This is a genomic window from Streptomyces sp. EDA2-14 (assembly GCF_054963755.1).
In genome coordinates this window covers 267,056-281,531 of sequence record NZ_JBUEGE010000006.1, presented here as the reverse complement: position 1 = coordinate 281,531, position 14,476 = coordinate 267,056, and the positions used below count along the sequence as shown (strand labels likewise).

General features: G+C 69.7%; 11 protein-coding genes. 9 read left to right on the top strand and 2 right to left on the bottom strand.

Annotated features, from left to right (window positions below):
• The first annotated feature begins 11 nt into the window (after positions 1-11).
• Positions 12-1,232 (top strand): acetyl-CoA C-acetyltransferase, encoded by a 1,221-nt coding sequence (locus tag ACY34M_RS19050; protein WP_462720394.1) that lies wholly within the window; start codon positions 12-14, stop codon positions 1,230-1,232.
• 55 nt (positions 1,233-1,287) lie between these two features.
• Positions 1,288-3,471: a 3-hydroxyacyl-CoA dehydrogenase NAD-binding domain-containing protein gene (locus ACY34M_RS19045; protein WP_462720393.1), complete on the top strand. Its 2,184-nt coding sequence runs from the start codon at positions 1,288-1,290 to the stop codon at positions 3,469-3,471.
• An 18-nt stretch (positions 3,472-3,489) separates the two neighbouring features.
• On the opposite strand, the gene ACY34M_RS19040 is transcribed toward ACY34M_RS19045, so the two are convergent.
• The gene (locus ACY34M_RS19040; protein ID WP_462720392.1) at positions 3,490-4,212 is read right to left on the bottom strand and encodes a MerR family transcriptional regulator; all 723 of its coding nucleotides are present in this window, start codon (positions 4,210-4,212) and stop codon (positions 3,490-3,492) included.
• Between the two features lie 290 nt (positions 4,213-4,502).
• Here ACY34M_RS19040 and ACY34M_RS19035 point away from each other — a divergent pair, with 290 nt between their 5' ends.
• The 3 genes from ACY34M_RS19035 to ACY34M_RS19025 all read left to right on the top strand — a co-directional run bounded on the left by ACY34M_RS19035 (position 4,503) and on the right by ACY34M_RS19025 (position 7,315).
• Positions 4,503-5,975, top strand: coding sequence for an amino acid permease (locus ACY34M_RS19035; RefSeq protein ID WP_462720391.1), 1,473 nt, complete (start codon positions 4,503-4,505; stop codon positions 5,973-5,975).
• 85 nt (positions 5,976-6,060) lie between these two features.
• On the top strand, positions 6,061-6,360 hold the full coding sequence (locus tag ACY34M_RS19030; RefSeq protein ID WP_462720390.1) for a hypothetical protein: 300 nt from the start codon (positions 6,061-6,063) through the stop codon (positions 6,358-6,360).
• A gap of 79 nt (positions 6,361-6,439) precedes the next feature.
• Positions 6,440-7,315 carry an oxygenase MpaB family protein gene (locus ACY34M_RS19025; RefSeq protein ID WP_462720389.1) on the top strand — a complete coding sequence of 292 codons (876 nt, stop codon included), beginning with the start codon at positions 6,440-6,442 and terminating at the stop codon, positions 7,313-7,315.
• Positions 7,316-7,365: 50 nt separating this feature from the next.
• On the opposite strand, the gene ACY34M_RS19020 is transcribed toward ACY34M_RS19025, so the two are convergent.
• On the bottom strand, positions 7,366-8,835 hold the full coding sequence (locus ACY34M_RS19020) for a M1 family metallopeptidase (RefSeq protein WP_462720388.1): 1,470 nt from the start codon (positions 8,833-8,835) through the stop codon (positions 7,366-7,368).
• A 187-nt stretch (positions 8,836-9,022) separates the two neighbouring features.
• Between ACY34M_RS19020 and ACY34M_RS19015 the strand changes: the two genes are divergently transcribed.
• The 4 genes from ACY34M_RS19015 to ACY34M_RS19000 all read left to right on the top strand — a co-directional run bounded on the left by ACY34M_RS19015 (position 9,023) and on the right by ACY34M_RS19000 (position 14,468).
• The gene (locus ACY34M_RS19015; protein ID WP_462720387.1) at positions 9,023-9,262 is read left to right on the top strand and encodes a hypothetical protein; all 240 of its coding nucleotides are present in this window, start codon (positions 9,023-9,025) and stop codon (positions 9,260-9,262) included.
• Positions 9,263-9,438: 176 nt separating this feature from the next.
• On the top strand, positions 9,439-11,424 hold the full coding sequence (locus ACY34M_RS19010; protein WP_462720386.1) for a Xaa-Pro dipeptidyl-peptidase: 1,986 nt from the start codon (positions 9,439-9,441) through the stop codon (positions 11,422-11,424).
• Positions 11,421-12,713 carry a M14 family metallopeptidase gene (locus ACY34M_RS19005; protein WP_462720385.1) on the top strand — a complete coding sequence of 431 codons (1,293 nt, stop codon included), beginning with the start codon at positions 11,421-11,423 and terminating at the stop codon, positions 12,711-12,713. Before ACY34M_RS19010 ends, ACY34M_RS19005 begins: the two co-directional genes overlap by 4 nt.
• Positions 12,714-12,839: 126 nt before the next feature.
• A complete protein-coding gene (locus ACY34M_RS19000; protein ID WP_462720384.1) occupies positions 12,840-14,468 on the top strand; it encodes a BCCT family transporter in 1,629 nt (542 codons plus the stop codon).
• Positions 14,469-14,476: the final 8 nt, after the last annotated feature.

Genomic DNA, 14,476 nt, shown 5'->3' with positions numbered 1-14,476 from the left:
AGGCACCTCCCGTGACCACAGACGCGTACGTATACGACGCGATCCGCACCCCGCGCGGCCGCGGCAAGGCCAACGGCTCCCTGCACGGCACCAAGCCGATCGACCTGGTCGTCGGCCTGATCCACGAGATCAGGGCTCGCTTCCCCGACCTGGACCCGGCCGCCATCGACGACATCGTCCTCGGCGTCGTCGGCCCCATCGGCGACCAGGGCTCCGACATCGCGCGCATCGCCGCCATCGCGGCCGGCCTGCCCGACACGGTGGCCGGCGTGCAGGAGAACCGCTTCTGTGCCTCGGGCCTCGAGGCCGTCAACCTGGCGGCGATGAAGGTCCGTTCGGGCTGGGAGGACCTCGTCCTCGCCGGCGGCGTCGAGTCGATGTCGCGCGTGCCGATGGGCTCGGACGGCGGCGCCTGGGCCATGGACCCGATGACCTCGTACGAGACCGGGTTCGTGCCGCAGGGCATCGGCGCCGACCTCATCGCCACGATCGAGGGCTTCTCGCGGCGCGACGTCGACGAGTACGCCGCGCTGTCGCAGGAGCGGGCCGCCGCCGCGGTGAAGGACGGCCGGTTCACGCGCTCGATCGTGCCGGTCAAGGACCGCAGTGGACTCACCGTCCTCGACCACGACGAGCACCTGCGGCCCGGCACCACGGCGGACTCGCTCGGCAAGCTGAAGCCGTCCTTCAAGGACATCGGCGACCTGGGCGGCTTCGACGCGGTCGCGCTGCAGAAGTACCACTGGGTCGAGCAGATCGACCACGTGCACCACGCGGGCAACTCCTCCGGCATTGTCGACGGCGCCTCGCTCGTCGCCATCGGCTCCCGCGAGGTCGGTCAGCGCTACGACCTGACGCCGCGCGCCCGCATCGTCTCCGTCGCGGTCTCCGGCTCCGAGCCGACCATCATGCTCACCGGCCCCGCGCCCGCCTCCCGCAAGGCGCTCGCCAAGGCCGGTCTGACCATCGACGACATCGACCTCGTCGAGATCAACGAGGCGTTCGCCGCGGTCGTGCTGCGCTTCGTGAAGGACATGGGCCTGTCCCTGGACAAGGTCAACGTCAACGGCGGCGCGATCGCCCTCGGCCACCCGCTGGGCGCGACCGGCGCGATGATCCTCGGCACCCTCGTCGACGAACTGGAGCGTCAGGACAAGCGGTACGGCCTGGCCACGCTGTGCGTGGGCGGCGGCATGGGCATCGCCACGATCGTGGAACGCATCTCCGACTGAGCGGCCCGGACGCCCCATCCCTTCCCCCGCACGAGACTTCACGGAGACGAAAGCCATGACGCAGAGCACGACCATCCGCTGGGAACAGGACGACACCGGCATCGTCACCCTCGTCCTCGACGACCCCAACCAGTCCGCGAACACCATGAACCAGGCGTTCAAGGACTCCATCGCCGCGATCGCCGACCGCGCCGAGGCCGAGCTGGCCGCGACGCCCGACTCGATCCGCGGGTTCATCTACACCTCCGCCAAGAAGACCTTCTTCGCGGGCGGTGACCTCAAGGACATGATGAAGGCGGGCCCCGAGGACGCCCAGTCCGTCTTCGAGACCGGCATCGGCATCAAGAACTCCCTGCGCCGCATCGAGACGCTCGGCAAGCCCGTCGTCGCGGCCATCAACGGCGCGGCCCTGGGCGGCGGCTACGAGATCGCGCTGGCCAGCCACCACCGCGTCGCCCTCGACGCGCCCGGCTCCAAGATCGGCCTGCCCGAGGTCACGCTCGGCCTGCTCCCCGCGGGCGGCGGCGTCACCCGCACCGTCCGCCTGATGGGCATCGCCGACGCGCTCCTCAAGGTGCTGCTCCAGGGCACCCAGTACGCCCCGAAGCGCGCCCTGGAGAACGGCCTGATCCACGAGGTGGCCGCCACCCGCGAGGAGATGATCGAGAAGGCGAAGGCCTTCATCGACGCCAACCCCGAGTCGCAGCAGCCCTGGGACAAGCCCGGCTACCGCATCCCCGGCGGCACCCCGGCCAGCCCCAAGCTCGCGGCGAACCTCCCCGCCTTCCCGGCCAACCTGAAGAAGCAGCTGAACGGCGCGCCGTACCCGGCGCCGCGCAACATCCTCGCGGCGGCCGTCGAGGGCTCCCAGGTCGACTTCGAGAACGCGCTCGCGATCGAGGCCCGCTACTTCACCGAGCTGGTCACGGGCCAGACGGCGAAGAACATGATCCAGGCGTTCTTCTTCGACCTCCAGGCCGTGAACTCGGGCGCCAACCGCCCCAAGGGCATCGAGCCCCGCAAGGTCAACAAGGTCGCCGTGCTCGGCGCCGGCATGATGGGCGCCGGCATCGCCTACTCCTGCGCCCGCGCCGGCATCGAGGTCGTCCTCAAGGACGTCTCCGACGAGGCCGCCGCCAAGGGCAAGGCGTACTCCGAGAAGCTGTGCGCCAAGGCCGTCAAGCGCGGCCGGACGACGCAGGAGAAGGCGGACGCGCTGCTCGCCCGCATCACCCCGGCCTCCGACCCGCAGGCCGTGGCCGGCTGCGACGCCGTCATCGAGGCCGTCTTCGAGGACCCGTCGCTCAAGCACAAGGTGTTCCAGGAGATCCAGGACATCGTCGCCCCCGACGCCCTGCTCTGCTCCAACACCTCCACCCTGCCGATCACCACCCTCGCCGAGGGCGTCGAGCGGCAGGACGACTTCATCGGCCTGCACTTCTTCTCGCCCGTCGACAAGATGCCGCTGGTGGAGATCATCAAGGGCGGGCGCACCGGCGACGAGGCCCTCGCCCGCGCCTTCGACCTCGTCCGGCAGATCAACAAGACGCCCATCGTGGTCAACGACTCGCGCGGCTTCTTCACCTCGCGCGTCATCGGGCACTTCATCAACGAGGGCGTCGCCATGGTCGGCGAGGGCGTCGAGCCCGCGTCGGTGGAGCAGGCCGCCGGGCAGGCCGGTTACCCGGCCAAGGTGCTCTCCCTGATGGACGAGCTGACCCTCACGCTGCCCCGCAAGATCCGCGAGGAGACGAAGGCCGCGATCGTCGAGGCCGGAGGCACCTGGGAGGAGCACCCCGCCGAGAGCGTCATCGACCGCATGGTCGACGAGTTCGGGCGGCCGGGCCGCAGCGGGGGAGCGGGCTTCTACGAGTACGGCGAGGACGGCAAGCGCGCCGGTCTCTGGCCGGGCCTGCGTGAGCACTTCACGAAGCCGGGCACGGAGATCCCGTTCGAGGACATGAAGGAGCGGATGCTCTTCTCGGAGGCGCTCGACACCGTGCGCCTGATCGAGGAGGGCGTCCTCACGTCCGTCGCCGACGCCAACATCGGCTCCATCTTCGGCATCGGCTTCCCCGGCTGGACCGGCGGCGTGCTCCAGTACATCAACGGCTACGAGGGCGGCCTGCCCGGATTCGTGGCCCGCTCGCGCGAGCTGGCCGAGGCGTACGGCGACCGGTTCCTGCCGCCCGCGCTGCTGGTTCAGAAGGCGGAGAAGGGCGAGACCTTCAAGGACTGACGCCCTTCGGGGTGGTGGCTACGGGAGGCGGTCCGTCGTGCGGAACGCCTCCCGCAGCTCCTCCTTCAGCGAGCGCTGGAAGGCCGTCAACAGCGCCTGTACCACCAGCGGTTGCATATGGGCCGACAGCGACTTCACGTCCTGCTCGGCCCTTTGCGACACCTCGGAGCGGAACAGCCGCGCCAGCTCCTGCGCCGCGCCCCGCGAATGCTCCACCAGCACCTCGCGCGAGGCCAGGATGGCGTCCAACGAGAGGGGTACGTCGAGGAGTTGGACGCCGAGCCGCAGCTGACCCGTGTCGCAGCGGTAGGTGTCGTCGCCCTCCCGCGTCAGCACGTCCATTGCCGCGAGCCGCGCCAGGTCCTCCTCGGCCAGCTCCCGGCCCGCCCGGTCGTCCAGCTCGCTCCGGGACAGCGTCTCGACCGTGTCGGGGGCCCAACTCGCCACCACCGCACGGTGGATGGCCAGATCGTGCGCGCTCAGATCGGCCGGCAGCTGCTCCAGATAGCGCTCGATCGCGGCCAGCGTCATGCCCTGGTGCTGCAACTCCTCGATCAGTGCGAGCCGCGCGACGTGGTCCGCCCCGTAGTGCCCGACCCGGCGCGGCCCGATCACCGGCGGCGGCAGCAGGCCCCGCGTGCTGTAGAAGCGGATCGTGCGCACCGTGACGCCCGCACGGGCCGCCAGTTCGTCGACGGTCAGCGTGGGGTCCTGCGCCGCCGTGTCGGTGTCCGTCGTCATCTCCGCCTCGCGTACTCGTACCGATCGGGTTCAACAGTATTGCTGAGACACCAGAACTGTGAAACCCCGAGGAGAGACCCGGACGCCTGATACGCCTCATCGGGTTCCCTGTCCAGAGGCGTGTCGCCATGTGAGAAGCGCCGCTATGTGACCTCGATCACCACATCCGTGGGGATCTTCGGGGAAGGTGCACCACGGTCCGCACGCCGTCAGGGGCGATGCGGGCCGATGTACGTTCCGGACCCCGGCGGCCCCCACGTCGCCGGGCACCACAGAGTGGACACCCTCTCGTGAGCAAGGACGCCGTCAACACGGCCATGGACGCATCGCGCACAGATGCGTCCCAGGTGCCCGCCGACGCGGGCGACGCCGGCTACAGCAAGGCCCTCAAGAGCCGCCACATCAACATGATCGCCATCGGTGGCGCGATCGGCACCGGACTCTTCCTCGGCGCCGGCGGGCGGCTGCACGACGCGGGCCCCGCCCTCGTCTTCGCCTATCTGATCTGCGGGATCTTCGCGTACTTCGTCGTGCGCGCCCTCGGTGAAATGGTCGTCTACCGGCCCTCATCCGGTTCCTTCGTGTCGTACGCGCGGGAGTTCCTCGGTGAGAAGGGCGCGTATGTCGCCGGCTGGATGTACTTCCTGAACTGGTCGATGACGGGTATCGCCGACATCACCGCCGTCGCGCTGTACACGCAGTACTGGAGCGCCTTCACGAGCATTCCGCAGTGGGTGCTCGCGCTGATCGCGCTCGCGGTGGTGCTGTCCGTGAACCTCGTCTCGGTGAAGTACTTCGGCGAGATGGAGTTCTGGTTCTCGATCATCAAGGTGGCCACCCTGGTGGCCTTCCTCTTCGTGGGCATCTTCCTGGTGGCCACGCAGCACCCGGTCGACGGCCACACACCGGGCCTGCACATGATCACGGACAACGGCGGCTGGATGCCCAGCGGCACCATGGCCGTGGTCCTTGTGATGCAGGGCGTCGTCTTCGCGTACGCCGCCCTCGAACTGGTCGGCGTCGCGGCGGGCGAGACCGCCGAGCCGCAGAAGGTCGTCCCGCGCGCGGTGAACTCGATCATGTGGCGCGTCGGCCTGTTCTACTGCGGCTCGGTGCTGCTGCTCGCGCTGCTGCTGCCGTCCACGACGTACACCTCGGGCGAGAGCCCGTTCGTGACGCTGTTCTCCAAGCTGGGCGTCGGCGGTGTCGGCGACATCGTGAACCTCGTCGTGCTGACCGCGGCGATGTCCTCGCTGAACTCGGGCCTCTACTCCACGGGCCGCATCCTGCGCTCCATGGCCATGTCGGGCTCCGCCCCGAAGTTCACCGCGAAGATGAACAAGAGCCAGGTCCCCTTCGGCGGCATCCTGCTCACAGCGGGCGTCGGCGTGCTCGGCGTCGGCCTGAACTACCTGCTGCCCGCCGACGCGTTCGAGATCGTCATCGAGATCTCCTCGATCGGCATCATCGGCACCTGGGTCATGATCATGGTCGCGCACCTGGCGTTCGTCCGCCGGGCCAAGCAGGGCCTGGTCGAGCGCCCGAAGTTCCGGCTGCCGTTCTCCCCGGTCACGGAGATCGTCACGATCGTCTTCCTGCTGTCCGTGCTCGTCCTCATGTGGAACGACACGGAGACCGGCCGCAAGACGCTGATGCTCATCCCGATCGTCGCGGTGCTGCTCTTCATCGGCTGGTTCCGCGTGCGGCGCAACGTCGACCGCATCGCCACGGAAGAGCTGACGAAGGTGGCCGACGGCGACTGAGCCGCGCCTTCCGACCCCTTCCGGCCACGGGGCCCCGACGCAAACGCTGCGTTGGGGCCCCGTGCCGTGCGGGTAGGACCCAGGCATGGCACTGGTTCCGTGGGACGTGCATGTCAGGATCGGGCAGTTGGCCGCACTCGCCGGGGCCGTGGCGACGGCGTTGTTCTCCTCGGCCCGCCGGCGCCGCCCCAGCACCGCGCCACCCCCGCCGAAGCCGCCGCCCGCACCGTGCCCCCTCCCGGCCCACGTGGTCCCGTGCCGCCCCGCACCGACCACGGCCGCCACCACGGAGCTGTGCACCCGCGTCTCCGAACTGGCCTCCGACCTGGCCAAGCGCTGCGCCGACGACGATCTCCGGCAGACCGGCCGGGACGCGCATACTTGATCGCGGGAACGCACAACGATCAGCGGCCCCGGTGAGCAGCGGCCACAGGGAGTACCAGCGTCAAGGAGCACCAGCCGGTATGAAGCAGCACGCCCAGGACCAGGACCCGCCACCACCCCCGCCCGGCGGCATCCTCTGGGAGACGGCGGGCGACATCCGCGCCCTGCTCGCGCTGCCCGCCGCGTTCGTGCTCCAGGTCGCGCACCCCGCCGTCGGCGCGGGCGTCGACGACCACTCGGTGTTCCGCACCGACCCCTGGGGCCGCGGTGAACGCTCGCTGACCTCGGTGATGCTCTGGGTCTACGGAGGCGAGGCCGCGGCCGACGAGGGCCGCAGACTGCGCCGCCTCCACCGCACGATCCAGGGCACCGACCCGCACGGCCGCCGCTACCACGCCCTCACCCCGACGTACTACGCGTGGGTGCATGCCACGGGCTACCCCGTCTCCCGCTACGCGCGCCGCTACTTCGCCGCGCCGTTCACGCCAGAAGAGGACGAGCGGTTCTACGCGGAGTGGCTGATGGTCGGCCGCATCCTCGGCATCCACGACCGGGACATGCCGCAGACGCCCGAGGAGTTCTGGCCGTACTACCGCAAGATGCTGGCGGAGGAGATCGAGCGGAACCCGGTGGTCGACGAACTGACCTCCCGCACCCGCCCCCTCCCGCCCCCACCGGGTCACCACCCGATCCTCAAGCTCCTGTGGCCCCTGATTCGCCCTGCCCTGACGCGCACGATGAGCTTCCTGTCGATCGGCCTTCTCCCACCCGAGGCGAGACAAGCCATCGGCCTCCCCTGGACCCCCCGCCAGGAACGCCGCCTGCGCCGCTTCGCGGTCCTGGTGAGACGGGCGGCCCCGCGGCTCCCGGAGCGCTTTCGGTTCCTGCCGATGGCGCGGCGGGCGAGAGCATCCAGAGCAAGCTCATCGCGCATTTCAAGCCCCTCCGGCGATTGAGGAGCGGGGTCCGGGGCAGAGCCCCGAGACCGCACCCCCGCCGCGGCGATTCAACGCTCCCCGTGCACCCCATTCGTCGCAGCGATCCGCTTCCACGACTTCGGCTGGACCACACCGCCCGAAGCCCGCGCAGCAGTCGGCTTCGACGGCTGGTACAACCACGTGTCGAACAGCCCGCCCAGCCGCTCCCCGGACACCTTCTCCGCGTACGCCTGGAAGTCGGAGACAGTCGCGTTGCCGTACGCGTGCTGCTGCGGCCACCCCTTCAGGATCGCGAAGAAGTCCTTCTCGCCGACCTTGTTGCGCAGCGCCTGGATCGCCAGCGCGCCCCGGTCGTAGACGGCCGCGTCGAACTGGTTCTCCGGACCGGGGTCGCCCGGCTTGACCGTCCAGAACGCGTCGTCCGCCGGATGCTGCGCGTACGTGTAGTCGGCGAGCTCCTGCGCCGTGCCCTCGCCCTCCTTCTCCGACCACAGCCACTGCGCGTACCGGGCGAAGCCCTCGTTGATCCAGATGTCCTTCCAGCCGCGCACGGAGACGCTGTCGCCGTACCACTGGTGCGCCAGCTCATGGACGACGACCGACACGTTGGACCCGTTGGCGAACTGCTTCGGCGAGTAGAACGGCCGGGTCTGGGTCTCCAGCGCGAAGCTGGACGGCACGTTCGGCACGTATCCGCCGAGCGCCTCGAACGGGTACTTCCCGTAGACCGACTCCAGCCACTCGGCGACCTCGGTGGTCCGCTCCACGCTCGCCTTCGCCGCGCCCTCGTTCGCGCCGAGGTCCTTGCTGTAGGCGTTGATGACGGGCAGGCCGTCCGCGGTCTTGTCGGTGGTGATGTCGAACTTGCCGACCGCCAAGGTCGACAGGTACGTGGCCTGCGGATGCGCGGAGCGCCAGTTGAAGCGGGTCCAGCCGAGCTTCGAACTCTGCGACTGCAAGGTCCCGTTGGAGATCGCCTGCGTCCCGTCCGGGACCGCCACCGACACGTCGTACGTGGCCTTGTCGAGCGGGTGGTCGTTGGAGGGGAACCACCAGGCGGCCGCCTCCGGCTCGTTGGCCGCGATCCCGCCGTCCGGGGTGCGCTGCCAGGACGTGAAGCCCCACAGCTTCACGTCGGACGGCTTGCCCGCGTACTTCACGACGACCGTGAACGGGGTGCCCTTCGGCAGCCCGGCCGCCGGAGTCACCTGAAGCTCCTGCTCGCCCGACTTCGCGAACGTCGCCTTCTTGCCGTTCACCCTGACCTCGCTCGCGGTGAGCCCGAAGTCGAGGTCGAACCGGGAGAGGTCCTGCGTCGAGGAGGCGAGGATCGTCGCCGTACCCTCCAGGAGGTCCGTCTTCGGCTGGTACTTGAGGCGCAGGTCGTAATGGGAGACGTCGTAGCCGCCGTTCCCGTACGTCGGGTAATAGGGATCGCCGATGCCCGACGCCCCCGGTTGGAAGTCTGCGGCCGATGCCGGGATCGCCAGCAGCAGAGAGGCCGCGAGTGCGCCGGGGGCGATGAGTCTGCGGTACACGGAAACTCCAAGTCGTAGGGGACGCCGAGCCGTTGCCGACCGCGAACGGATCACATCCGTGGCCGACACAGCGACCCTATTCAGCACCTCGCGTCCCGGCCATGTCCATGGCCCCACCAGCCACACGATCGCCATCTGGCCGACATGTGTCTCTCGACCGGCAGGGGCGCTGGGGGAGGATTTCGAGATGGCCAACTTCTTCATGACCGGCGCCGCGATGTTGGCCCGTCAGGCGGACGAGATCCTGGACGCGCGCAAGCGCGAGGCACGTCGCCGAGCCGGTGCGCAGGGGCGCCGCAGCGCCGAGGCGGCCAGGAGGATCAGCGACAACAGCACTCTGGACGAGCTCCGTCGCAAGCTCACGCTCGGCATGATCAGCCGCACGGAATTCGACGAGGCCGTCGCCGCGAAGGCGCGCAACGACTGAAGAGCCCCGCCGCGACGGGGGAGACACGGCGGGGCCTACGACACCGTGTGCCCGCTCTCCGGCCCTGTATGCGACGACTGTGCCAGTCCATTCCGCACCATGCCCCGGCTCGGGCCCCTCCTCCGTACGTGCGGCCCTCTGTCGTACGGGAGTTGACCGGTGTTACGTTCCGCGCCATGCCGATACCTGCCAGACGCAGCCATCGCCGCCCGCACCGCTGGAGACTTCTCGCGGTCGCGACCGTCACCGCACTGCTGTCCGCCCTCGTCGCATCGGGCGCCACCGCGTCGGCCGCCCCCGCCAGGCCGGCCGAGTCCAAGCCCGTCTACTCCTACGCCGACGCCGTCCGCGAATCCGTCTGGGTCGACACCCGGATCGACGGGGACGACGACGGCAAGAGCGACCGGGTCGCCGTCGACATCGTCCGCCCCCGCGAACCCGCCGCGCAGGGCCGCAAGATCCCCGTGATCATGGACGCCAGCCCGTACTACTCCTGCTGCGGGCGCGGCAACGAGAGCCAGAAGAAGACATACGACGCAGACGGCAACGTCGTACAGATGCCGCTCTTCTACGACAACTACTTCGTGCCCCGCGGTTACGCGTTCGTCGGCGTCGACCTCGCCGGCACTAACCGCTCCGACGGCTGCGTCGATGTCGGCGGCCGTTCCGACATCCAGTCCGCCAAGGCCGTCGTCGACTGGCTGAACGGCCGCGCCAAGGGCTACACCACCCGCGCCGGATCCGAACGCGCGAAAGCCGGCTGGACCAACGGCCGCACCGGCATGATCGGCAAGAGCTACGACGGCACCGTCGCCAACGGCGTCGCCGCGACCGGTGTCGAGGGCCTGGAGACCATCGTGCCGATCGGCGGGATCTCCTCCTGGTACGACTACTACTTCCAGCAGGGCGCCCCGCTCTACGACTCGGGCCCCGAGTGGCTGTCCGACTACGTCGAGAGCCCGGCCGCGCGCGAACGCTGCGCCGCCGTACAGAAGCGACTTGTCGACGAAGCGCCCAGGACCGGCGACTGGACCGGCCTGTGGCAGGAGCGCGACTACGTCAAGGACGCCGACAAGGTGCGCGCCAGCGTCTTCGTCGTGCACGGCATGCAGGACCTGAACGTCCGCGCCAAGCACTTCGGCCAGTGGTGGGACGCCCTCGCGAAGAACGGCGTCGACCGCAAGATCTGGCTGGCCCAGACCGGACACGTCGACCCCTTCGACTTCCGCCGCGGCGCCTGGGTCGACACCCTGCACCGCTGGTTCGACCACGAACTCCTCGGCTACGACAACGGGATCGACCGCGAGCCGATGGCCGACATCGAGCGCGCCCCCGACCGCTGGACCACCGACAAGGTGTGGCCGCCGCGCACCACCGCGACCACCGCGCTGCGCCCCGCCAAGGGCGACAAGGCGGGCGTCGGCGCGCTGGGTCTCAAGACCGGCTCCGGCAGCGAGACCTTCACCGACGATCCGGCGCTCGGTGAACTCGACTGGGCCGACCGCATCCAGCAGTCGACGCCCGAGAAGGCCGGGTTCCTCAGCCGCCCGCTGACCAAGGACCTCCGCCTGTCCGGCTCCTCGGCGGTGACGGTCACCGCGACCCCGTCGACGTCCACCGCACACCTGAGCGCCGTCCTCGTCGACCTCGGACCCGCCACGATCCGTGACTACGGCGGCGCGGGCGAGGGCATCACCACCGGCACCGACCGCAGCTGCTGGGGGCCGAGCACCACCGGCGACAGCTCCTGCTACCTGACCACCAGGACGGCGCCCACCTACGTCAACTCGACGGTCTTCAGCCGCGGATGGGCCGACCTGGGCACCTCCACGAACCCGGAGCACGGCAGCGCACTCACGCCGGGCAAGCCCTATACGCTCACGATCCGGCTCGCCGCCAGCGACCACGTGATCCCCAAGGGGCACCGGCTCGCCGTGATCGTGGCCGGCACCGACAAGGACCTCATCGACCCTCCGTCCACCAGGCCGACCCTCTCCCTCGACCTGGCCCGCACCGCGGCCCGCGTTCCCGTCGTCGGCGGCGCCGCCGCCTTCACGGCCGCCACCACCGGCTCCACCACCGCCACCCCCCAATCGACCGCGGCCGACGGCGTACGCCCGTACCGTCTCGACCGCCCAGTACCGGGAGGCAGCACCCGATGAGAGCACGTCCCCGCGCCCTCGCCCTGGCCACCGCCGGCGCCGCGCTCGCCGCACCGCTCGTGCTGACGGCCCCCGCCGCCGGCGCGAGCGGCGCCACCGCCCCGCCGCGCACCGGCTTCGAGGAGACCGACGGCGCCCGCTGGACCACCCAGCCGGAGGAGAAGCAGCTCCTCGCCACCGTCGACAAGGCGTCCGACCGGGTCTCCGTCTCCCGCATCGGCGAGACGAAACAGGGCCGCCCGCTGAACCTCGTCCGCATCGGCGAGCACCGCACCGCCAACACCGTGCTGCTGATCTGCTCCCAGCACGGCAATGAACCCTCGGGCCGCGAGGCCTGCCTGACGAAGATCCGCGATCTCGCGTACGCCAAGGACAGGGCGACGCAGCGCTTCCTGGCCCGCACGACGCTCCTGGTCGTGCCCACCGCCAACCCCGACGGCAACGCCGCCGACACCCGCGGCAACTCCGACGGCATCGACATCAACCGCGACCACATCGCCCTCAAGACCGCCGAGGCGCGGGCGATGGCCGCCGTCATCCGCGACCGGCAGCCCGACGTCATCTACGACCTGCACGAGTACGGGGCCACCCCCAAGTACTACGACAAGGACCTCTTCGACCTCTGGCCGCGCAACCTCAACACCGACGGGGCCGTGCACGACCAGGCCGAATCGCTCTCCCTCGACCACGTGCGGCCCGCCGCGGGCGACGCCGGGTACTCCACGGGCACGTACGGCATCTGGACCGACCCGGAGACCGGCGAGCCGATCAAGCAGACCGCGGGGGACGGGCAGGAGAGGATTCTGCGCAACGTCTCCGGCGTCAAGAATTCCGTCGGGCTGCTCATCGAGAGCCGCGTCGACCCCGGCACCCCCGCGGAGGAGGCCGACCCGGCGCTCGTCAACCAGCGGCGCCGCGACTCCCAACTGGCGGCGCTCGGCGGTCTGTTCCGGTACACCTCCGAGAATCTCGGCGCCATCGAGGCCGCCACGGACGCCGCCCGCGCCAAGGGCTTCAAGGACCGCGGGCCGATCTATGTGGGTGGCGCGGACAACGATCCCGCCGAGGCCGCCGAGGTCATCAAGGACCCGCCGTGCGGATACCGGCTGAACGAGACCCAATACGGCGAGTACAAGGACGAGTTGGCGCTGCACGGGATCACCGTGCAGAAATCCGGCAAGGGCGCCTATGTGCCGCTACGGCAGTCCGAACGCGCCCTGGTCGCCCTGCTCCTGGACGCCCGCGCGACCTACCACTTGACGGAAGGAAGGCCCGACACAGGCTGCTGATCGGGTTACGGGAGTGTCGTGTGTGGTAGGTCGTAGTGGGTGACAAGCCCTCAGAAACCAATCAGCGATGCTCCCACCCCCGAGGAGGGAGCGACCGGCGAGCGGAGCCCCGCCACGGACCGGATCGTGTTCGGCGTCACCGCCGTACTCACTCTGGCCTTCGTGGTCTGGGGCGCCGTCGCCACAGACAATCTCGAGAGCGTCTCCAATTCGCTCCTCGGCGGCCTGATGCACAACGGCGGCTGGGCGTTCGTCCTCGCCGCGACCGGCTTCGTGGTCTTCGCGCTCTGGCTCGCCATGAGCCGCTACGGGAAGATCCCCCTCGGCAAGGAGGGTGAGGAGCCGGAGTTCCGCACGATCTCCTGGATCGCGATGATGTTCAGCGCGGGCATGGGCATCGGCCTCATGTTCTACGGAGTGAGCGAGCCCCTCGCGCACTTCACGACGCCGCCGCCGGGCACCGACCCCGCCGACGCCGCGCAGGCCACCGAGACCGCCATGGCCACCACGCTGTTCCACTGGACGCTGCACCCGTGGGCGATCTACGCGGTCGTCGGCCTCGCCATCGCCTACAGCACGTTCCGGCGCCGCAGGCGCCAGACCATCTCGTCCGTCTTCGTGCCCCTGATCGGCGAGAAGCACGCGCACGGCGCCTGGGGCCGGGTCATCGACATCCTCGCGATCTTCGCGACGCTGTTCGGCTCCGCCGCCTCCCTCGGACTCGGGGCCCTGCAGATCGGGGCCGGGTTCAAGGCGGCCGACTGGATGGACGACGTCAGCACCGGGCTGCTCGTCTCGATCATCGCGGTGCTGACCGTCGCGTTCGTCTTCTCCGCCGTCTCCGGCGTGGAGAAGGGCGTCCAGTGGCTGTCGAACATCAACATGGTGCTCGCGCTGCTCCTGGTGCTCTTCGTGTTCATCGCGGGCCCGACGGTGATGAACCTGGACCTCCTGCCGACCTCGCTCGGCGCGTACCTCGACAACTTCCCGCAGCTCATCGGGCGCACCGAGGCGTCGAGCGGCAAGGGCGTCGCGGACTGGCTGAGCAGTTGGACGGTCTTCTACTGGGCCTGGTGGATCTCCTGGTCGCCGTTCGTCGGCATGTTCATCGCGCGCATCAGCAAGGGGCGCACGATCCGTCAGTTCGTCGGCGGCGTCATCCTCGTGCCCTCGACCGTCAGCCTGATCTGGTTCGCGGTCTTCGGCGGTTCGGCGATCAGCCTCAAGCAGGACGGCGCCCTCAAGGGTGCCGACACCCCGGAGACCCAGCTCTTCGGTGTGCTGCAGGAATACCCGATCGCCTCCGTGACGAGCCTGCTCGTGATGATCCTCGTCGGCATCTTCTTCGTGTCAGGAGCGGACGCCGCCTCGATCGTCATGGGCACCCTCTCGCAGAAGGGCGCGCTCGAACCGGGCAAGTTCGTCGTCGTCTTCTGGGGCGTCGTGACCGGTGCGGTCGGCGCGATCATGCTGATGATCGGCAACGGTTCCGGGGACGCGCTCACCGGTCTGCAGAACCTGACGATCCTCGTGGCGGCACCGTTCGTCATCGTCATGATCGGCATGTGCTGGGCGCTCCTGCGCGATCTGCGCGCCGACCCGCTCATGGTCCGTGGCGAGATGGGCATCGAGGTCGTCGAGCAGGCGGTCGTCGCCGGACACGAGCAGTACGGCGGCGAGTTCGAGATCCGCATCGGCCCGGGCAGCAGCCTGGAGACCGAGGGAGACCCGATCGGCAAGCATCACGAGGACTGAGTCCGGCG

Coding starts and splice junctions, on each gene's coding strand:
- ACY34M_RS19045 (WP_462720393.1), top strand. CDS start 1,288: ATGACGCAGAGCACGACCATCCGCTGGGAACAGGACGACACCGGCATC.
- ACY34M_RS19040 (WP_462720392.1), bottom strand. CDS start 4,212: ATGACGACGGACACCGACACGGCGGCGCAGGACCCCACGCTGACCGTC.
- ACY34M_RS19030 (WP_462720390.1), top strand. CDS start 6,061: ATGGCACTGGTTCCGTGGGACGTGCATGTCAGGATCGGGCAGTTGGCC.
- ACY34M_RS19025 (WP_462720389.1), top strand. CDS start 6,440: ATGAAGCAGCACGCCCAGGACCAGGACCCGCCACCACCCCCGCCCGGC.
- ACY34M_RS19015 (WP_462720387.1), top strand. CDS start 9,023: ATGGCCAACTTCTTCATGACCGGCGCCGCGATGTTGGCCCGTCAGGCG.
- ACY34M_RS19010 (WP_462720386.1), top strand. CDS start 9,439: ATGCCGATACCTGCCAGACGCAGCCATCGCCGCCCGCACCGCTGGAGA.
- ACY34M_RS19005 (WP_462720385.1), top strand. CDS start 11,421: ATGAGAGCACGTCCCCGCGCCCTCGCCCTGGCCACCGCCGGCGCCGCG.